Origin of the sequence: Photorhabdus heterorhabditis, assembly GCF_001280945.1 — a bacterium.
Classification (GTDB): Bacteria; Pseudomonadota; Gammaproteobacteria; order Enterobacterales; family Enterobacteriaceae; genus Photorhabdus; species Photorhabdus heterorhabditis.
In genome coordinates, this window is record NZ_LJCS01000067.1 from 1 (window position 1) to 22,317 (window position 22,317).

The window sequence follows — 22,317 nt, forward strand, 5'->3', positions numbered from 1 at the left end:
TTGCCAGAAAACCCTATCGTAAACGCTATGGTCGCTATGAAAAAAGAGGCAAAATTAAAAATCGGGTCAGTATTGATGTTCGACCAGAAGTCGTTGATAAAAAAGAACGTATTGGCGACTGGGAAGGTGATACGATAGTGGGGAAAGATAAAAAAAGTGTCTTATTAACCCTGGTTGACCGCAAAACGTTGTATACCATAATTGTTAAACTTGATAGCAAGCGGGCATCAGAAGTAGCAAAAGCGGTAGTGAAAGCATTATACCCGTTAAAACAAAGGGTTAAGACCATCACATTCGATAACGGTTTGGAGTTCGCAGAGCATGAAATCATGAGTAAAAAATTAGAAACCCAAATTTATTTTGCTCACCCTTACTCGCCTTGGGAAAGAGGGATAAATGAGAATATCAATGGACTCATCAGACAATACTTTCCAAAGGGAACTGATTTTAATAAAGTCTCTGATCAGGAAATCAATTTTGTGGTAAACCGATTAAATAATCGCCCCAGAAAAACACGGGGAGGGAAAACACCGAATGAATTATTTAAAGGAATACGAACATGTTTACTTCCGGATTAACGATGTTGCACTTATTATGTGAATCCAAGAAACCTATTTAATTAAACAGCAACATTAAAAAAATAAAATTTATGCAATAAAAACAAAAAGTTAACAAAAAATAACTTTAAAAAATTAATAAAAAATGAGAGTAAACCTGCAATAATAAAATAATATTTTCACATTAATCAATCCTTTATAAAACATTATTATCATTTTCATACATTAAAAAATCATAAATTCAATTTATATATTATTGTCAAATACAAAAACAGCCCTATAAATCGGGCTGTTTCTGCAAGCTATTTCTAATAGCCCATTGTCATCCAACAGCATTAATGCTGTCTGCATGATCAAGTTATTAATCCCAACTTTCTCGAGTATTTAAGTAATTCAGTCACCTTATGAACTTTGAGTTTTCGCATCATATTAAGGCGGTGAGTCTCTACTGTTTTAACACTAATACTTAGCATCTCCGCAATATTACGGTTGCCATTACCTTCGTTGATTAGCTGTAATATTTGGCGCTCGCGTCGAGTAAGTAATGTACTGTCATCATTCGTTCCCTCCCCTAACAGGTGAACAGCCTCCTGATTCAGGTTAGGATCAACGTAACTTTTTTTGGCTGCAACGCTGGTAATTGCAGCCAGTAATATCTGCTGTGAGCTGGTTTTCAAAACATAAGCTAATGCCCCAGCACGTAATACACGGCTGGCCGTTAATTCATCATCATGGGCAGTCAGGGCAAGTATGCGCAAATCTGGCCAGCGTTGGCAAAGCTGTGGAATAATATCTAATCCATTTAACCCCGGAAGGCCAAGATCAAGAATAACAATATCCGGTACCAGATCCCGGCAGGCAGCATAAACAGATAGCCCATCATCAACCTGCGCGACTACTTGATAACGCGGATATGCAGCAAGAAGGTTCTTTATTCCATCTATGATCAGCTCATGATCATCCACTAGCAAAACTTTATAGCAAATCATATTAGGACCTCGCGGAAAAAGGTGCATTCTGCTCGTGTTCCTCAGCAGAGCACAGTGTTGCATTAATTAATTTACGTAGTTTCATCAGCTCATTCTCTTGCGGCAGAGCGCCGTTATGTACCTGGTTTTCCATTTCAACAATGATACATAACAACGAATTAAGCCCTGCCTGCCCACTCACTCCTTTCATAGAATGTAAGAGCTTTTCTAATACCTCCTGTTGAGTAATATGTTGTTCAATTTCGTCGAGTAAAGTTAATAATTCCCTGCGAACCTTTTCTTGCATACGTAATAAGTTCATGGACAGTAATGGCTTGTCTGTTTCTTGCTGTATCATCAAATCAATATCACGCCGTAACTGATATTCTGCTGTCATCTCTAATATTTGGGCCAATTGGTTAATCGTAACCGGTTTGGATATGTAATCGTTCATCCCTGCCTGAGCAGCGCGCTCTTTTTCCTCGGCAACTGTATTTGCCGTCAGAGCAACAATCATGCACTCTGAGTCTTGATTGTCAGAATCAATACGCCAAAGTCGAGTGGTTTCCAGACCATCACATTGTCCCGGCATCAATATATCCATTAAAACCAGATCAAAGCGGTAACGCCGGCCTAACAATAATGCTTCTGTACCATCCTTAGCGTACTGCACTTCCTGACCTAACCGGGTCAGCATCATGCCAATGATGTCCCGGTTCGTCTCTGCGTCATCCACTAATAACACACGCATACGCCAAGGCTGTAACGGTACGTTATCCTGCACAGGTGGCGGTGCTCCAGATAGCTGACGCTCTACAATATCCCGCAAACGACCCGGCAAAAAACGTAAGTCATTGGCGGATAACTCGCCGTAATGCTGTTCTGACAAACAGGTGAGGCCCCATGCCATGAGTTGACGATGTAAAACCAATGGGGCATCGACTTCCCCCAGCAATAACTCTGGCTCAATAAAATCTGTCAGCGGCAGTTGAAATACCACGCTGGTTCCTAAGCCAAGAGCACTGTTGAACCTCAAACTTCCTCCCATCATTTTGGCTAGCGTAGCCGCAATAGCCAGCCCAAGCCCAGTGCCTTGAGCATGTTCTTGCACCTGATAAAAGGGATTAAATACCGATGAGATATTTTCTGGTGCCACACCACACCCGCTATCAGTCACATCAAAAATCAGCATGTTATCTGAACGGGTAACAGTCAGACAAATACCGCCATCATCGGTAAACTTGCAGGCATTTCCTAACAAATTCACCAGAATCTGCCTTACACGGATTGCATCAAGAACTAATGATTGCGGCACATCAGCGGAGACAAAAGTTTCTAACGTCAACCTTTTATTGTGTGCCATTCCCTGTATCGTCGCCATTGACTGATCCAACAATGTTAACAACGGGCAAGTTGCATACTGTAATTCAACCTGCCCGGCTTCAATACGCGAAAAATCAAGTAATTTATTGATAATAAACAGTAAAGATAATGTACATTGGTGTGCCGTTTCTGCAAGTTGCAATTGTTCGTTGTTCATTTCGCCAGTTTTCAGCAATTCCAATGCACCCAGCGTTCCGCTAAGTGGTGTTCTCAATTCATGGCTGATCGTCGTCAGATGGCGACTTTTACGCTTATTGGCTAACTCTGCCTGTTGCTTTGCTTCCGTTAATGCTTTGGTGCGCTCTGCCACCTTATTTTCTAATGTGAAATATTGCTGATTCAGGGTATCAAGTAACGCATTGTAAGCTCTGGCTATTTGGCCCAACTCGTCACGCCGATTCTCCGGCAGACGGACATCCAGAGCGCTCGGCCCAGTTTTATCAATAATATCCACAAACTGCCATAACGGTTTGGCTAAGTAATGATGCAACATCCAGAATAAAGTCAGCGTTATCATTAATAAAATAACCAACGCAAAGGGAAGTTGAATAATCGCCTGATCAATGACTTCCTCAAATAGACCTCTGGTAGGATACAATACCAATTGCTGCCAACCGGGGCCTTTAAGCTGGATACGTAATACCTGATAACCGGGAATATATTGCCAGCCATCATGTAATTTGACTTTTTTCAGCAATGCTAAAATATGTTGCTCTTGATCCTGCGGTAATTTCCCTTTGAAAAACGGCAATAATTGTTGATTGCTGTTCAGCCAGAGATCAATGTCATAATTAGTGACTGCTTGCCCGTATGATAATAGATCATTGAACTTAATCGCGTATCCAGTCAATCGCCCCATTTTATCACTCGCAGCAACCGAGATACTCCAGCCACTGCCGGGAATATGCTCCGGCTGTCCCCAATAAATATTATCGTGATTGGGACTCATAGGAAAATTCGCCAATTCAAGACACCGTTTGACAAAATAATCATCTGAGATTTTTTCCGGAGGATAAATCGATATCCCTTGAGATCGCTTAAAAATAAAGCTGTCCAGATAATAAGCTTGTCCGGCAGCGCCATATGCCTGAATAAACCAGTTATCCTGACTTATTTCGTGATCGGGCCGACAAATATTGCCATCGATGGGAAGATATTTGCTATCAGTATTCGACGTAATATTTTTATCATTTTCATACTTTTCATAATAAGCGTCATAACGCCTCGCCAGCTCCTGCGCATCTTTCTCTGCGCCTTCAAAACGATGATTACTTAAATCTGCTCGTAAAGTCGCAAGATGTGATAGCTCATTCATCATATGCTGGTGTGCATGTTTGAAAGAAAAAAAGGCCGTCGCTATGACAGAAATCAACCATATAAGAAATAGCGTAAGTGATAGAAACAGAGTGAGTTTAATCACTAATGATGAACGTGTTCTCATTTTATAATCTCCTTATTATTCAGAGATATTTCCTGGTGAAAAACCCAAATTACTCTGTGCCTATCACGTTAAATTAACCACAGGTTTAGCCGTTACCTTATTGGGTTATATCTTTCCGGTACTCTATACTCAAGAAAAACACACTAGAAGATAATAAATACTTTATGGCAAATAACAATCAGATAAAACTTATCAAAATTATTTAACTAAATTATGATCAAGATCAATTTTACACTTATTTCATCTCAACAAAGCCCAAACGAGAATGAATATCTGCCAGCGAAACGTTTTTCTAATCACTGGCAGTCGATTATTCATAAACAGAAGTTTTCCTTTCCCACAAGCAATACTTAATGTGGGAAAGGGTGAGTGCTTTTTAAGCAGGTTGCCGAGTTAAGCTACTTGGTAGGTGTTGGTATGGGTGTTGTTTGTTATTCACTCTCCCATTCATCATCATTTTCATTATTAGTATGAAAGATAGAGGAATTATCTCCCTGATTCAAAAACGGATGATTCAGAAGCAGATCTGGGGAGGCTTGTGTCCATTTTCCATTATCCACTTGTTTTTCCAGTTCTTTTTTTATCTCTGGCTCTCTCTGATAGGTATTATCATCATCACTATGCTCTCTTCTTTTTAAAACTTTATCTCTTAGCTCCTGTATCTTCCGTTCTTGTTCCAGTAGTTCCTGTTCCAACCGCTCTTGTTCTTGTCTCAACCAAGCATCCCGTGCTTCTTGCTCCAACCGCTCTTGTTCCTGTCTCAACCAAGCATCCCGCGCTTCTTGTTCCAACCGTTCCTGCTCTTGACACTCTCGCTCCTGGCGTTCTTGTCCCAACTGCCCCTGTTCTGACTGCTCCTCCAACATCTCATCTTCTCTATCACCCAATAAAGGAGGAACTTCATCACCTTCGCCAGTACCTATGAGTAATTCAGATTCATCATTTTCTATCGGCTTTATTACAGGAGCAGATAACGTAGCCGGTACATTAATCAATATACTCATCTCACTGTTATTTGAGACATTTCCCTGCTCATCATACGCTACAGCTGAGATCGTAATATGGTTACTTTGCTGACGACTATAATTAGGGAAGTGCACTACGTAGCTATTATTTGATAGCACAATGATCTGGCCTCCACGTGCACGTAATGCGCCATCATCCCACTGGATATACTTTAAACGATATTTCCCGTTGAAAGAGAAATTAATCAGTTTCCTTTCTCCACCAAACCCACTGAGTCCCGTTGGTAAATGTAGGTTTAACTGCGCGCTTTCTCGGTGCTTCAACACAATATTATTACGTTCAACCAGATGGTAACGATTGCCAGCTAAAGTGCGTCTTATCTGCGCCGTCGTCGAATCAATCTGTTGGGATAAAGGCTCTCCAAGCTGATAATTGAAGGACAGATTAACTTTTGTATCATCTTCTGTCTCCGGCTGTAACGCGGCAACACCCATATCTGCCATACCCGATTTCGGAATATCACTTCCCCACGTTACATCGTCATCAGTTTGATGCTGCAACCACCTATTTGTTTGTTTCTGTTCGCTCCCAATAACATTAAGATTCTCTTTTTGAGTTTCATTCACCACTGGCTCTTCCTTCTCACTGGAATTACAGTAACTTGCTAATAACAATGCCGCGGTAATGGCCGATATATACCCTATTTTTTTATTAATTCTCAGATACATTCATATTTCCATACTTAGCTCTAAGTTTGCTTTGCCATTCCCCAGATTCGTCCTTGATTTGATCTACTACGCTATTAAAGCTGGTAGAAGCCGATGTATCCACCTTCGGCTTCGGCTCCGAGACCTTCGGTTTCAGCTTCGGTATATAATTTCTATTATTACTAGGAACTGAATTTCCATTTTTGAATGCTTCAAATCCTGCCATGGACGGTGCTGGTCTTGGTGGTCCATTAACTAGTATTGGCTGTGGCTGTGGCTGTAGCGGTGGCTGTAGCGGTGACTGCTGCACACGCATCAACTTTTCTTCCAACAGCAACAGCTGCTGCTGCACACGCGTCAACTTTTCTTCTTGCAACTGCTGTTGCAGACGCATCAACTCTTCCTTCTGACGCTGCAATTCTTCCTTATGGCGCTGTAATTCTTCTACACTATCCCCAAAAAAAGGAACTCTATCACCATCACCTAACGTAGCCGGTACATTAATCAATATGCCCATCTCACTGCTATTTGAGACATTTCCCTGTTCATCATACGCTACAGCTGAGATCGTAAGATGGTTACTTTGTTGACTACTATAATTAGGGAAGTGCACTACGTAGCTATTATTTGATAATGCAATGATCCGGCCTCCACGTGCACGTAATGCACCATCATCCCACTGGATATGTTTTAAACGATATTTCCCGTTGAAAGAGAAATTAATCGGTTTCCTTTCTCCACCAAAGCCACTGAGTCCCGTTGGTAAATGCAGGCTCAACGGAGCGCTTTCTCGGTGCTTTAACACAATATTATTATTACGTTCAACCAGATGGTAACGATTGTCAGCCAAAGTGCGTCTTACCGGTGCTGCCGTCGGATCAATCTGTTGGGATAAAGGCACCCCAAGCTGATAATTGAAGGACAAATTAACTTTTGTATCATCCTTACCACGATGACTAAAAGTTCTATCAGCACCTAATGAAATCAATGGGATCGGTGTATATTCCAGACCTACTGTCAGCGCGTACGGGTCCTTATAATGATTTTGGTGACTAAACAGCGCAATATCATCACCGAAATATTGCTCAAATTTCAGTTTACCACTTAGTTGTGGATAAGAAGGAAGCCAACCCTGAGCGCGGATATCATAGCCATTCGCTGCACGTTCCGCATAACCATCCAGTGACGAAGACGAGTACCAGTCCGTCAAGCCAAAATATCCGTTAGCAGACAGATACAGATAATCGCGCCAGTATTCCAGTCCGAATCCCAGCCGCTGGTGGGCATTGCCGGATATTTGGGCATCGTAAAAGGTGTTGTAACCTAAAGCCCAATCCTCCTGAAAATAACGTTGACCAATACCCAGGTTAACTATATTACGCCCATCGAAACGGCGAGCACCTACCTGACCAAACCGTAGATGCCCATCTCTGTCATATAATGGATAAAAAAGGTCGATTGAACCGCTGGTTAGTTTTCCATCAGACAAAGGTAAATTAGCACGTACTCCCCCAGCTGAAACTTTTTCTTCTGTCTCCGGCTGTAACGCGGCAAAACCCATATCTGCCACAGATAATTTCGGAATATCACCGCCTTGCGTTACATTATCAGTTTGATGCTGTAACCACCTCTTTGTTCGTTTCTGTTCGTGGCTAATAGTATTAAGACTCTCTTTTTGAGTTTTATTCACTACTAGCTCTTTTTTCTTATTGGACTTATGGCAACTTGCTAATAACAATGCCACAGTAATAGCCGATACAGATACATACCCTATTTTTTTATTCATGAGCGCTTTTATTTAAATATCATTATATTAGAAATAGATTCAAACACTGCCATGCCACTAAATAAAAAAGACAATGTCATTATTCACATCAATTACTCATTTTATCTCCTTACTGCGGCGGGAATTCTTCCGAAATACATCCCTCATTAAAATCAGTCAAAAACCTTATTTTTCCGAATCAAAGAAAACAACAATATTAATATTTTTATTCCATCACCCATTACCAGAAATAAGGTTAATACCTTATTGGTTCTATTCTCTTATTTGCTAATCTATTTGACAGAAATCGCAACACATTAATTTGGTAGGTGATGATATGTTTGCAAACTGCCAACTTTTCGGTATGGATCTGGCCTTTCCAGATGTCTGTATGACACCTTTACCTGTACCCGTGCCCGTTCCATATCCCAATATGACGCTGGGCCTAATGGCAACGCCTCACACTTATAAAGTACTGTTTATGGGAATGCCTGCGCATAATATGGCGACACTGACTAATTCAAGTTTCGGTGATAATCCTGGCGTTAATCTCGGTGTTGTTTCCGGTACCGTAATGGGGCCTTCACGCCATTTAATCGGCTCGTTTACCACGTTAATTAAGGGGTTTCCGGCTACACGCGTCACCAGTCTGAGCTTACAAAATAGCACCAACATGATTGGCATGCGTTTAATTCCCAGCCAGCTTAAGGTTCTGCTGCTGGGTCTGTGATGGAGGACTTTCTATGTTGCTTTTACTTCGCCATAAAAGTCACTATTTTTCTGCCTTTATTCTGCTTAGCATACTTCTGAGTGTTAGTTGTTCTGCAAATAAAGTGGAAAAAAATATTCCATACACAATTAAATTCCAGGCACATGGAGATGTTAACAACCTCGCTCCATTAAAATTAAATATATTATTGTTAAATGATCCGGATAAATTTAATCAGGCTGATATCGGGTCTTTACAAAAAAATACCCATTCAACTCTGGATAATACTGTACTTTGTCAAAAATCAATCTTCTTACTGCCAACAAAAGAACAAAATGATATCAGTATTACCTTTAATACACCGTCAGCGGAGAAATATATTGCAATTTGGGCCGAGTATCAGAGTATTAGCGACAAACAATGGCGGATCGTTATTCCTCTATCATCGTTTCTAACAGCGTCTTATTTATCGGTTTTGAATCCCTTTTCATCCTCTGAGCTTTATCAGTTGATTACCGTTACTTCTCACGGATTACAAATTGCATCTGCGTCCGATCAATGAATCACGCATGCTCAGGAGATCACCTATGAAAAATGCACACAAAGTTCTCTGGATGGAAGGCATGTTTTTACGACCTCACCATTTTCAACAAGCAGATGAGTATGTGGATGCACGCTTACGTCAATGGGGAGCCTTGCAACGAGCTTACAATTGGGGGTTTTCATCATTAAAACTCGATGAGAGCCAGCTTGCTCTGGGAAAAATTTCTCTGTTGGCGGCCAGCGGTATTATGCCTGATGGCACCAGTTTTGAATTTACTGAAACCAATGAAGCGCCACCAGCATTAGCAATCAGCACTTCACTACGTTCACAAATTATCACTTTAGCTATACCCGCCTACCTGACCGGGCGTGAATCAGTCAGCTTCGATGATGCACCCGATTCTTTGGCGCGTTATCAGGCTTTTGAAAAAGAGGTCAATGACATTAACTCGCTGGCACTTAGCAGTACGACCTTACATTGCGGGAAATTACGCCTGCGCCTGCTACCAGAAAATGAGTTGAATGGTGAATGGATTGCAATGGGAGTCCTGCGGGTTTTAGAAAAAAATCAGGATGGCATTGTCATTTTGGATACAGGATATATTCCACCGTTACTTAACTGTTGGACAAGCCCGTTATTACAGAACATGACTCATGATCTGTACGCTCTGTTATTGCAACGCAGCCGACAACTTAGCCATCATCTGCAATGTAATGGCGCTTGTACCAGTGATTTATTACGACTGGCGCTACTTAACCGTTTTAGTGCTCAGCTGCAACACATCATGCATCTGCCTCAACAAGCACCCGAAACGCTGTTCCTCATCTGGATCAGCTATGCACTGGAAATGAGTTCCTTTCAGGCACCTTATACATTGGAGGGCGAATTACCCCGCTACAATCATCTGGATATTGGTGGTTGCTTCACCCGCCTCTGTACTTTACTGCAACGCAGCTTGTCGATTGTGCTGGAAGAGCATGTTGTATCACTGCCCCTGACCAAACGCCTGCCCGGATTGAGCGTAGCATCACTACCAGAACAGATGAATCTGGATGATTACCACTTCATTTTAGTCGTGAAGTCTGAGATGGAACATGACTCTTTTATGGCTCATTTTCCGGCCCAAATCAAAATCGCCCCAGCTGATCGCATACGCGATCTGGTACGCCTGCAATTGCCCGGTATTGCCCTACGCCAATTAGTACAGATCCCCAGACAACTCCCCTATCAGAATGGGCATTGCTACTTCAAATTGGAATTAAACAGTGAAATTGAACAGTCGCTGGGAAAATCCGGGGTGTTTGCCTTTTATATTGCTGGTGAGTTTCCCGGCCTGAAAATGGCATTTTGGGCACTTAAACGTCTGTCTGATGAGGGGGAGATGAACCTATGAATCATAACTACCGTAACCCATTGGTACAGGCGGCTTATCCTCTGTTAAATGCGATGCCACATATTCGTCACACAGCAAAACTAGAGGATTCCAGTCAGTTACGCCAACAACTGATTGGTGAAATGTATCGCTTTGAAAAACAGTGTCAGCAAGAGGGATTCAGCTACGAAACTATTCTCGGCGCCCGTTATTGTCTGTGCACATGTTTAGATGAAGCAGTTGCATTGACCTCTTGGGGAAGCGATAGCATATGGTCAGGTAATGGCCTGTTGGTGACATTCCATAAAGAGAGCAGTGGCGGTGAAAAGTTTTTCAAGCTATTGGATATGCTACTGCAACAACCCGCTAAGCATATCGATCTACTCGAACTGTTCTACTTCTGTTTGTTACTGGGATTTGGGGGGCGTTATCGCTTGATTGATAACGGTCTGGCTCAATTAGAAACCTTGACCCAGCGGCTGGCAATACGTCTGCGTCAAGTGCGGGGAGAATATTCCGCAGCATTAAGCGCTCTTCCACCTCCGCCGGTCAACACACATCAGACGTCACGGTTAACCCATTTTTTGGTGTTTTGTTCACTGTCTGGAGTACTACTGACCGGTTCACTCTACATCGGGTTAAACGCCCGGCTTAATCAGCAAACAGAACCCGTGTTGACATCCATATACGACCTGCCACTACCAGAAGCTGCATCACCGGCTGAAAGTTTCTCTATGGTTCATCTGCGGCAAATACTGCAACCAATGATTGAACAGCAGGATATCACCGTCAGCCAGAACGCGGATAATATCAGCGTAACCCTGCAAGGCGGTGCCTTATTCGCTTCGGCATCAGCGACACTTAATCCACTCTATCAGGTACCTCTGCAGGAGCTTGCCAAACAACTGAACCTGACGACTGGCAAGGTTATCGTTCGCGGGCACAGTGATAATCTGCCGATTCATACACGTACCTACTCCTCTAACTATGCGCTGTCCTTGGCACGAGCAGAAACTGTGGCGCAGCAGTTACGCACTAACTTGCTCCAACCACAACGGCTACAGGTTGAAAGTGCTGGCGCAGAAGCGCCTTTAGTTCCCAATACCACCGCCAAGAATCGGGCTTTGAACCGCCGGATTGAAATTATTTTCAACACCAAGTCGGACAATTCAGGCCAATAAGCAGGAGAGAAAGAAAATGTTAAGAGCATTTATCGCCATCATCACTAATCGCCTGTTTTGGGGAGCACTGATCGTTGCCGCATTGTGTTTGCTTATTTGGATCATGGGACCATTTATCGCCATTGGTGATCACCATCCACTGACAACCGAAGTCCAACGCCAAATCGCTATCACTATCCTGATTTCACTGTGGTTACTGCTAAAACTGTTACCTTTTCTCTATCAGATGTGGGCAAATGCGCGTTTGCGTCGCCATTTACACCATGTCAGCAATGTCACACCGACAGCCCGAAGTGCTTCTCAGTCCCTCGCTGACAACTTTAAACAGGCGGCATCCCTGATTAAACGCGGGCTGCGTCTGAATGGCGAACAGCTCACCACTCGTCTGGGCAAATTCTATCTCTATCGCCTGCCTTGGTATCTGGTTTTGGGTACCAAAGGATGTGGTAAAGATAAAGCTCTACTAAATTCAGGGTTAGACTTCTATCACACAACCTATCCAAGCCAGTTCGCTTTTCCTGAAACCAATGCCGAATCGCACTGTTCATGGTATTTCACCCTGCAAGGCGTCATTCTTAGCCCCGCAGGAGAGTACCTTAAGGAAGGCAATCCTTTATGGCAGACCTTGTTGAAACTGCTAAAACGTTATCGTCCACGTCAGCCAATCAACGCCGTTATTTTGACAATCAGCGTGCAAGATCTGCTGCAACAAGATAATGACGCACAATATCACCAAGCTTTATTGCTGCGTAAGAGACTGATGGATTTACGTTTGCAACTGAAAATTGATTTCCCGGTCTACGTGATGATCACCAAATCCGACTTGCTCCCGGGGTTCAGCAGCTATTTCAACGGTTTTTATGGCGAAGAATTGGATCAGGTCTGGGGTTTTACATTTCCCTGGGAACAAGAGTTGCATTCCCATAACGATTTACAACAGATGCTGGATCAGCAATATAACCATTTGCAGCAACGTCTGGACTCTGCACTAGCGGATACCTTAATAACCCAGCAGGATATCACTCAGCGGGAACAAAGCTTTGCCTTCCCGCAGGCATTCGCCACCCTACGCCCAGTCTTGATGCGTTATCTGAGTATTATTTTTGCCACTTCCGGCTTTGATCGCCCATGGTTACCCCATGGTATCTATTTCACCAGTGCTAACCAAAAGCATGGGGAGTTTCAGCACAGTAATGGAACTACGCAAGATAGTCTGTTTGATTACAGTTATGCGCTTTCCTCTGTTACCAATAGCAACGGCGAAACAGCTAACCGGACTGCCCGCAGTTACTTTCTGAGACAATTATTCCAAAAAATCATTTTGGCTGAGAGTGGACTGGCAGGTATCAATCGCATGTACGAATTGCGCCGACGCTTTATGCTGCTAACTGGATGTGGCCTATTACTCGGTCTAATGGCTGGGATCTGCTTACTGCTACTGACAAGTTACCATAATAACAATAGTTATCTGGCACAAATTACGGCCCGGCTTCCGCTACTGGAACAACAGGGTCAGGCACTGAACAAGCCATCAGCTCGCGATCTACCACACTTGATTCAGTATTTGACACAACTACAGTCACTGACAGCAAATCAGCAAATTGATCCAGACAACCCGCCACTTGTTTACGATATGGGATTGTATCAAGGTCCCCAACTGAACAATGCCAATTATCCCGTTTATCAGCATGCATTAAAGAATTTATTGCTGCCGCTGGTGACACAGCAAGTCGAAAGTATTCTGCGTCAGCAAGCTGATAGCGATAACAGTGAATCAACTTATGAAGCGCTGAAAGCTTACCAAATGCTATTTCAGACACAGCATTACGATGGCAAATTCCTTACCGCTTGGCTGATGTTGAATCTGTCCCATATTCCCGGTGGTGAAAAGTTGAATGAGGCACAACGTAAAGCACTTCAGGAACATCTTTATCAGCTACTGAATCACAGCCAGCCTTCCTGGTCCCAACACAAAGATCAGCAACTGATACAAGAAGCGATAAAAAATATCATGCGTTCTACGTTCTCCCAGCGGGTTTATACCAGCATAAAAAAAAGATTGATCAATAACGGACATTTCAAATCCGTCAATCTGCTTGATTTAGCGGGTTCTCAGGCTGAGCTGGTATTAAAACGTAAAAGCGACCTGCCAGATACTGCAACAATCCCCGGTTTTTTTACACCAGACGGGTATTGGCACGGTCTGGTTGCACAGGTAGATAATACGGTAAAAACCCTTCATGACACTGATAGCTGGGTACTCAATATTCCGCCACAGGTACAGGAAGGATGCGACGCAGCCTGCCGAGTACGCCAGCTTTATATGGATGACTTTATGTTGGAGTGGGATACATTTCTCAATGATATCGTCCTGATCCCGACAAGTAGCCTCAACCAACGTATTAATAATGTGCGCATTCTCTCTGGCGCCCATTCGCCCCTGCGTAATCTGCTGATTGGTATCAGCCACATTGTTGCTCTTTCTCCACCAGAAGATCACGGCAAACTCACACAACTGGGCCAGCAACTGAACGATGAAGCAACCCGAAAATTACAAAATCTGTTTCCGGCGGTCAGAACGACGCCAGCGCCACCTTCACCAGAACAGATTGTCAGAAGCCACTATCGTGATCTGCTCGATCTAGCACGTCCACAGGGAGATCACAGTGACACGATCGCCTTTGATGATCTGTTCAAGAAACTGGGTGACCTGTATCGCTACCTTACCGCCTTGCAGGAAAATGGCGAAGCTACAGCCTCCTCTTCTGGAACCATACTGACACAATTACAGGCTGATGCTGGCCGCCTGCCTGCGCCGTTCCGCAGTATTATCATGGACATGACACAAGGGGCCAAAGGCGACACACAACAACAGGCGGTTTCGCGCATACACCAATTGGCCAGTGCTCAGTTAAGTGACTTCTGCCGTGAGGCCATTGCCGGGCGTTATCCACTATCCCGCCACAGCAAACGTGATATTACTCCTGATGATATGGCGCACATGTTTGCGCCAAACCAAGGGTTAATGGATCGCTTTTTTAATCAGTATCTGGTGGATAAGGTCAACACTCAGGGCAATGAATGGCGCTTTTTCCCCTGGGCGCTAGGCAGTACCAAGTCAGAAGATCAGTCGCTGCTAAAAACCTTCCGGCAAGCGCAGTTTGTCCGTGATGCATTCTTTAGTACCGCTTCTTCACAACCATCGTTCTCCCTGACCTTGCAACCTCTGCGCATGGATAACGACATCCTTACCCTATCACTGACACTCAACGATCAAAATGCCAGTTACAGCCACGGGCCGCTGACATCTTGGTACTTCACCTGGCCCGGCAGCAACAATGCCGGTAAAGCCAAACTGACCATGCTGCTGGCTAATGGCAAAACCAAATCACTGGAAACATCAGGGCCTTGGGCATTAAACCGGCTGATTGATACAGGAAAATGGTTTCAGGAGGATAACACTCATTATCGAATCACTTTCAATCTGGCAGGGCATCAGGCCACGCTGATACTCACCCCCGATAGCATACACAACCCGTTTGTTCTGCCGGAATTTACCTGTATCAAGCCATCATAAGGAAAACCTGATGAATATTGCATCTTTGCTCAACCCGATCAGCCAGGAACATCCCTGTGGAGAAGACTTGGAATACAGTGCCGAATTCATGCAACTGATTCAATTGGCAGAAGGAAAAACTGAACAGCAATTCGGTGACTTTATCATGCCAGCGCAGGAACCAGATTGGCGTCAGATAGAGAAAAGTGCCTTGGTTCTGCTGGCTCGCAGTAAGGATCTGCGCATTATCATCTTGCTAATGCAAGCCTGGTGCAATCAATACGGTTTGGCTGGATATGAACAGGGACTGCTGTTATTGGAACAGACGATCAACCGTTATTGGGAAACATTATGGCCAGCCGCAGAGCTAGATGGAGAGCCAGATCTGCTGATGCGTATTAACGCATTACAAGGACTCAGTGATGGTTTCGCGTTGGCTAAACAGGTACGCCTTTGCGAATTTGTCCAGCTGAGCGGGATCACCCTTACAGTAGCAGATGTGATGAAATGTCTGGATGGCAGTCATGCGGAAGACAACCCATTTCCCGGCGGGATCGATCTTCTGATCGCCGAATTACGAAAAAGCGCCGCACCGGTCATCAAGCAGATCCCACAAATTGCGGCCACCCTTCAATGTTTGTTTAACACATTGCGTGGTCATCTTGGCGATAGCGGACTGCCCGATATGCGCCGTCAGATGGCAACACTTAATCATCTGACACAACTTCTCGCCCCTGAAACCAGCGCGGTTGAGACGGTGGACAATACGGCATATCCCCTGCCAGAGAAGACGCCTCTACAACAAGAAATATCCCATGGCTGGCAGACATCCGGCATCCAAAACCGCGAACAGGCTCAACAGGCGCTGGAAGCGGTACGACAGTACTTTCTGCTACATGAATCCAGCCATCCGGCACCACTGATGATTGAAAGAATACAACGCCTGATGAGTCAGGATTTTATGAGCATTATGCGCAACCTTGCGCCAGAAGCTGTCGATCAACTTGAACACTTTTTTGGCCGTGAAAAGCATACATAACGAGGTCAGAAACGCAACAGAATATCAGGTAGTCCACCAGAAAGGCTGTTGTGCTTCGTTAATTACCCATAACCACTGATTTTCCCGATGGAGAATATTATGTCAGGATCAAATAGCGGGCAAAAATTTATCGCTCGTAACCGTGCTCCACGAGTACAAATTGAATATGACGTCGAACTATACGGTAGTGAACGTAAGGTTCAACTGCCTTTTGTCATGGGCGTCATGTCGGATTTAGCCGGAAAATCTGCTGATCAACTCCCTCCACTGGGTCAGCGCAAGTTTCTCGATATTGATGTCGATAACTTCGATGACCGAATGAAATCACTACGTCCAAGCGTGGCTTTTCCGGTGGACAATACCCTGAGCGGTGAAGGCAAAATGCAGGTAGCACTCACTTTTAACACTATGGATGATTTTCTGCCTGATTCGATAGCACGCCAGGTAGAACCCCTTAATCAACTCCTGGAAGCCCGTACTCAACTGGCCAATTTGCTGTCCTATATGGACGGCAAAAGTGGTGCCGAAGAGCTGATCGCCTCCATCCTGCAAAATCCTGAATTGCTGAAATCGTTAAGTACAGCACCGTTGAATAATACGGAATCCACAGACTCGGTAGCAGAACAAGATCAAGGAGGCACCAATGAGCCAGCCTGAAATCAATGCCGCTAGTGAAAACCAAACTCAAGCCACCCACTACAGTCAGGGAGAACTCAGTGCACTACTCAAGAAAGAGTTTCGCCCTAAAACAGATCAGGCGCATCTTGCTGTGGAAAATGCGGTTAAAACTCTGGCGCATCAAGCGTTGGAAAATAGCCTGACGTTATCGAGCGACACTTTCAGCACCATTCAAGCGCTGATTGCCGCTATTGACAACAAGCTCTCTCAACAGATCAACGAAATTCTCCATCATCCTGATTTTCAGGCTTTGGAAGGGGGATGGCGTGGTCTGCTCTATCTGGTGAACAACACAGAAACCAGCGAAATGCTGAAAATACGTGTTATGAGCGTTGAGAAGAAAGAATTAGGACGCACATTGAAACGCTATAAAGGAACAGCCTGGGATCAGAGTCCGATATTCAAACGGATTTATGAAGAAGAGTACGGCCAATTTGGCGGAGAGCCACTTGGTTGTCTGGTCGGTGATTACTATTTCGACCACAATCCGCAGGATGTTGAGTTACTGGGAGAGATGGCCCGTATCGCTGCCGCTGCCCATTGCCCTTTTATTAGCAGCGCCTCGCCCGGGGTAATGCAAATGGAAACCTGGCAAGAGCTGGCAAACCCACGCGATCTGAGCAAAATCTTCCTCAACACCGAGTACGCCTCCTGGCGTAGTTTGCGTGAATCAGAAGATGCTCGTTACATCGGCTTGGTCATGCCACGTTTTCTGGCTCGTTTACCTTACGGTATCAGTACCAATCCAGTTGAAGGTTTCGATTTCGAAGAAAAAACCGCCGGGGCCACTCACAGTAACTACGTATGGAGCAACGCAGCCTATGCCATGGCAGTCAATATCAATCGCTCATTTAAAGAATATGGCTGGTGTGCCTCCATCCGAGGTGTCGAGTCAGGCGGATCAGTAGATAAACTGATCTGCCATACCTTCCCAACAGATGATGGCGGTTTAGATATCAAATGCCCGACCGAAATCGCTATCAGTGACCGTCGCGAGGCTGAGCTGGCAAAAAACGGTTTTATCCCGTTGGTCTACCGTAAGAATTCTGATTTTGCCGCATTTATCGGTGCTCAATCACTGCAAAAACCGGCGGAATATATGGATGCAGATGCCACGGTAAATGCTAACCTGGCCGCTCGTTTACCTTATCTATTTGCCTGCTGTCGCTTCGCGCATTATCTGAAATGTATTGTGCGTGACAAAGTAGGATCGTTTCAGAGTCGTGATGACATTGAACGCTGGTTGAATAAATGGATTCTCAACTATGTTGACGGCGATCCCGCTAACTCATCACAACAGACCAAAGCGCGTAAACCGCTAGCAGCGGCGGAAGTACAAGTTAGCGAACAGGAAGATAACCCTGGCTACTATCAAGCCAAATTCTTCCTGCGTCCCCATTATCAACTGGAGGGATTAACAGTTTCCCTGCGGTTGGTATCAAAACTGCCCTCCCTGAAACAGAGTGGCAGTTAATCCTGAAAATCACTGAATGAAGGAATACGATGATGAACAACAGTATCTATCTGGATATCAAAGATGTTTCTGGTGAATGCAAAGACAGCAATCATCCCAATGGTATTGATGTGCATACCTTTAAATGGGAGTTGTCGCAACCAGTAGAAACAGGTAGTGGCGGCGGTGGCGGAAGTGGTCGCGCCAAAATTCACTCTCTGGTGGTCTATGCCCGTATGGATAAAGCAATGCCAACGTTAATGCAGAAATTAGCCCAAGGGGCTCATCTTCCAGAAGTGAAGTTAACCATGCGCAAAGCTGGAAACGAGCAACAAGAGTTCACCACTATTACGCTTGAAAGTGCATTACTTGACAGCATTGAACTCGTTGACTTTAACCGCGACATTCCACATCTGACAGAAGGCTCAACTGCTATTAAACCCGGTACTATTGGCGTCAAATACAGTTTCTCTCCGAATAAAGCCAAAGTGATTTATAAGGAACAAGATAACGAAGGAAAAAGTGGCGCTGAAGTGGAGTTTAAATGGAACACACAAACTAACCGCCCTGAATAACAAAATACTCACTGACAACTAAGTCAGTAAAAATAATAACCTTCCTCCTGAAATACGCTATGTTGGTTTCCGTCGGGATGCCGCACACTTTTTTCGTGGAGGAAGGTTAAATAATTATTCAAGATAATGAGCGAAGTTATTATGCAAATAACCATCATCAATACTCCAGCAGGCGACATAACAGCAAATAGCAGTCATATTTTTTATCCTCCCGGTGGCACTATCGGTACCAGCGAAGATAATCATTTTGTATTGCCAGATCCGAGTGGTTGTATTTCGGCATTACAAGCCAGTGTACATATTTCTGCCCAAGGAGCCTGCACTATTACTAATATTGGAACTGCTTTCATGATGATTAACAATATCCCATTAGCGCGTGGAGAAACCACCTCTCTACAAGAAAATAGCAAACTCCAGATTGGAGATTATTACCTGACGGTGGATAAAACGGAAACGACAAAATACCGTTCTGCCGAGCAGGAAATACCAGAAACTGATATTTCCGCAGCACTATGGGATGAATTCAATGAAACATTACCCCCAGAAAAAAATCCTACAGAGGATGAGCAACTGTCACTGGCAGATTTTATGCTACCGAAGCAAGGAACAGAGCCAGTGCTATCCCTTGACCAACTCGCTACCCGCCCCACCGATCCGATGCAACTCTTTACGGCCCAACGTCACAGTGCCAGCAGTCAGACGCTATTTCAGCAAAATACCCGCCTCTCTGTTACACCATTGCAACTATGGGAAGAACAGGTAAAACAACTCGATCCACTATGCATGTTCAAAAAAGAACCGACAGCCGCTACTGCCAACGACATGACCGCACCACAAACATACCCAATGTCAGACAGACACGAACAGGCAATGAAAGAAGCACTTTTCTATTGCCTTAACTCCATCATGAATCGTTTTGACCCATCCTACGACGAAAACAGTGTTCCCGCAGCACACTTCTGGCACATGAATGGCACGCAACACCGTAAGGCAAAATTGTGGGATAATTTCACTGAGCGTTACCAACAAACTACCGAAGATATACGTCAGCAATCATCGACATTATTCAATGCCTTTTTCCTCAGTGTTTATCAACAAAAATTGAACACTATTTTCGACAACAATAATGGAGAATAACACGGACAAAAAACTATTGGAATTACCCAATACTCTCCGAGATTGGGTGTTTCAATTAATTAAATAAGGCGGATTCGACTAATAAGTACAATTTTTCATCCAAGTAGCCCATAGAAACCGTGAGATAGGCTATAGAACCAATATTGTTCAAAAAGAAAACAAAAGGCATAGGTGTATCGGTCTTATGGAAAGCTATTTAGTTAGGCTGGGGACGTAATACCATTACGCGGAAATGGAACGTACTGGATTTGGAGTAAATAAAAAGCATTTACATCCTTATTACCACTTTTCAGCATTTAATATATCTCATTCCCCATTGTCAGGGTTAAAAAACGATCTATGATCACATTTTATACTATCCATTCAGACAGACAATTAATCACGCATTAGAATAGTTTGATAATGTCACTATCAAATTATTAATGATTATCTATGGGAAAATTACCGCTTTATCACCGAAGTCTGACAGGGCTTATTCTGCTAGCTATCTCCGCACTGGCACAGGCTTCAATGCCTGTCAGCCCGGCGGATCAAGACTCCATCACCCAACAACAAAAAGCCCTGTTGCAGCAAGCCCAACAGCAACGGGAAGCGCTGCGTCACAATATCACTTTATCCCCACCACCCGCTTTGACATCAGATCCCCCTAAATCAAGTTGCCACACCATTCAACGGATTGAATTGGCAGGGGCAGAAAGCCTGTCAAGGTCAGTCAAACAAAACCTGATTCACCCTTACTTATCTCATTGTTTAACTTTGCAGGATATTAATGGGCTGGTGCGTAAAGTATCGAATGCCTATATTGAACGGGGTTATGTCACTTCCCAGGCCGAACTCAAAGTACAGGATTTATCCTCAGGTACCCTCATTATTACTGTCAATGAAGGCAAAGTTGAGTCAATCAGTCTGGACGGTGAAATCCCCCTCTCGCTGAAAATGGCTTTCCCGAAAATAGTGGGTAAAACGCTTAATCTACGAGATATTGAACAAGGCATGGAACGTTTGAATCGCCTGCCTTCCCAACAAGTGACCATTGATATCCAGCCGAGCAAACAGCCCGGTTATTCCGCGGTTATCTTAAAACGAACATCGACGCATTTACCGGTCAGTGCCAGTTTAGGCGCAGATAACAGTGGTCAGAAAAGTACCGGCACCGGACAAATCAATGCCAATGTGAACCTGGATAATCCATTACATCTTGCTGACCAGTGGTCATTATCCGCCAGCCGTAACAGTGATTTCCGCAATAGTCATCAAAGCCGCAACCTCTCCGCCAATGTGACAGTGCCTTATGGTTACTGGTTGTTCAGTTATCAATATGCATGGAATGACTCTTTTCAAAATATCCCAACGGGTTCACAAACCTATCGCTACACCGGTGACAGCCAGACTCACCGGCTGGCAATAAACCGGAGCTTATATCGTGATGGCAAGCAGAAACTGGCATTGGATATAGGACTCACACGCCGTCGAACCACCAATTTACTGGCCGAAGAAACATTATCCATCAGCAGTCCAACACTCAGCACAATTAACCTTGGCGTTAATTACAGTACCGTACTGGCGGGTAGCTATATCACGTTTAACCCGATGGTAAACTGCGGTTTGCAGACGCTTGGTGCCACAAAAAACGATCCACGTTTCCCCGATGCGCCACGTAGTCAATTTCGCAAATTCAGTCTGAGTGCCAGCTATTTTATGCCGGTTACAGATTCCATTTATTACCTCTCATCGATTTACGGCCAGACCACGCCGGACAACCTTTACTCAAGTGAACGCCTGTCACTGGGGGGACAATATTCCGTCCGGGGATTTAAAGAACAATATCTCACCGGCAACTGTGGCGGATATTGGCGCAATGAGCTGAACTGGCGAGTTTCAGCACTTCCAGTTCTGGGCGAACTTGCCTTAACCGGAGCGCTGGATACTGGCTGGTTACAGAAAAAAACCGGACAAATCGACGGCGGTAACGTTACCGGCGCGGCTCTGGGCTTATCACTGACTCACCGTAGATTCAACCAGAACATCACTATTGGGAAGCCCCTCATTCACCCAGCTCACCTAAAACCGGATCACTGGGTCACTTATTGGTCAGCTTCACTCACTTTGTAACACTTACATTAGGAAAGGGATACGCAATGAGTAAACGCCACGACGCTGTGGTCAGAACCACGAGTTATCTTTTAATTTACCTGACGGCAATCCAGCCACTACACCCGGCGATTGCTGCGGGAATAACACCGGATAGCCCCCAAACACAGGTCCAAAATCAGGGCAATGTCCCGG

At 44.4% G+C, this 22,317-nt stretch carries 16 protein-coding genes; 12 read left to right on the forward strand and 4 right to left on the reverse strand.

The window, feature by feature from the left end:
• On the forward strand, positions 1-578 hold a 578-nt coding region (locus AM629_RS17700; RefSeq protein ID WP_152912024.1), incomplete at its 5' end, for an IS30 family transposase.
• A 332-nt stretch (positions 579-910) separates the two neighbouring features.
• On the opposite strand, the gene AM629_RS17705 is transcribed toward AM629_RS17700, so the two are convergent.
• The 4 genes from AM629_RS17705 to AM629_RS17720 form a co-directional block, all read right to left on the reverse strand.
• Positions 911-1,546 carry a two component system response regulator gene (locus AM629_RS17705; RefSeq protein WP_054480642.1) on the reverse strand — a complete coding sequence of 212 codons (636 nt, stop codon included), beginning with the start codon at positions 1,544-1,546 and terminating at the stop codon, positions 911-913.
• Position 1,547: 1 nt separating this feature from the next.
• Positions 1,548-4,349, reverse strand: a complete 2,802-nt coding sequence (locus tag AM629_RS17710) for a two component system sensor kinase (RefSeq protein WP_054480645.1) — start codon at positions 4,347-4,349, stop codon at positions 1,548-1,550.
• 431 nt (positions 4,350-4,780) lie between these two features.
• Positions 4,781-6,043, reverse strand: a complete 1,263-nt coding sequence (locus AM629_RS17715) for an inverse autotransporter beta domain-containing protein (protein WP_054480646.1) — start codon at positions 6,041-6,043, stop codon at positions 4,781-4,783.
• A complete protein-coding gene (locus AM629_RS17720; protein WP_161804244.1) occupies positions 6,027-7,712 on the reverse strand; it encodes an inverse autotransporter beta domain-containing protein in 1,686 nt (561 codons plus the stop codon). The genes AM629_RS17715 and AM629_RS17720 overlap by 17 nt, the downstream gene beginning before the upstream one ends.
• Before the next feature lie 412 nt (positions 7,713-8,124).
• Between AM629_RS17720 and AM629_RS17725 the strand changes: the two genes are divergently transcribed.
• From AM629_RS17725 to AM629_RS17775, 11 genes are all read left to right on the forward strand, one after another.
• A complete protein-coding gene (locus AM629_RS17725) occupies positions 8,125-8,517 on the forward strand; it encodes a DUF4150 domain-containing protein (protein WP_036774458.1) in 393 nt (130 codons plus the stop codon).
• A 13-nt stretch (positions 8,518-8,530) separates the two neighbouring features.
• Positions 8,531-9,058, forward strand: a complete 528-nt coding sequence (gene tssJ, locus AM629_RS17730) for a type VI secretion system lipoprotein TssJ (RefSeq protein ID WP_054480649.1) — start codon at positions 8,531-8,533, stop codon at positions 9,056-9,058.
• Between the two features lie 25 nt (positions 9,059-9,083).
• Positions 9,084-10,433, forward strand: a complete 1,350-nt coding sequence (gene tssK / locus AM629_RS17735; RefSeq protein ID WP_054480650.1) for a type VI secretion system baseplate subunit TssK — start codon at positions 9,084-9,086, stop codon at positions 10,431-10,433.
• The gene (gene icmH / locus AM629_RS17740; protein WP_054480652.1) at positions 10,430-11,593 is read left to right on the forward strand and encodes a type IVB secretion system protein IcmH/DotU; all 1,164 of its coding nucleotides are present in this window, start codon (positions 10,430-10,432) and stop codon (positions 11,591-11,593) included. The genes tssK and icmH overlap by 4 nt, the downstream gene beginning before the upstream one ends.
• Positions 11,594-11,609: 16 nt before the next feature.
• Positions 11,610-15,170, forward strand: coding sequence for a type VI secretion system membrane subunit TssM (gene tssM / locus AM629_RS17745; RefSeq protein ID WP_054480654.1), 3,561 nt, complete (start codon positions 11,610-11,612; stop codon positions 15,168-15,170).
• Positions 15,171-15,180: 10 nt separating this feature from the next.
• Entirely contained in the window at positions 15,181-16,188 is a 1,008-nt protein-coding gene (tssA, locus tag AM629_RS17750) for a type VI secretion system protein TssA (RefSeq protein ID WP_054480655.1), read from the forward strand.
• A 99-nt stretch (positions 16,189-16,287) separates the two neighbouring features.
• Positions 16,288-16,845 carry a type VI secretion system contractile sheath small subunit gene (tssB, locus tag AM629_RS17755; RefSeq protein WP_054480657.1) on the forward strand — a complete coding sequence of 186 codons (558 nt, stop codon included), beginning with the start codon at positions 16,288-16,290 and terminating at the stop codon, positions 16,843-16,845.
• Positions 16,832-18,340, forward strand: coding sequence for a type VI secretion system contractile sheath large subunit (gene tssC, locus AM629_RS17760; RefSeq protein ID WP_054480659.1), 1,509 nt, complete (start codon positions 16,832-16,834; stop codon positions 18,338-18,340). Before tssB ends, tssC begins: the two co-directional genes overlap by 14 nt.
• A 32-nt stretch (positions 18,341-18,372) precedes the next feature.
• Entirely contained in the window at positions 18,373-18,894 is a 522-nt protein-coding gene (locus tag AM629_RS17765; RefSeq protein WP_054480661.1) for an Hcp family type VI secretion system effector, read from the forward strand.
• A gap of 141 nt (positions 18,895-19,035) precedes the next feature.
• Positions 19,036-20,031 (forward strand): type VI secretion system-associated FHA domain protein, encoded by a 996-nt coding sequence (locus AM629_RS17770; protein ID WP_152912025.1) that lies wholly within the window; start codon positions 19,036-19,038, stop codon positions 20,029-20,031.
• 432 nt (positions 20,032-20,463) lie between these two features.
• Positions 20,464-22,143 (forward strand): ShlB/FhaC/HecB family hemolysin secretion/activation protein, encoded by a 1,680-nt coding sequence (locus AM629_RS17775; RefSeq protein WP_054480665.1) that lies wholly within the window; start codon positions 20,464-20,466, stop codon positions 22,141-22,143.
• Positions 22,144-22,317: the final 174 nt, after the last annotated feature.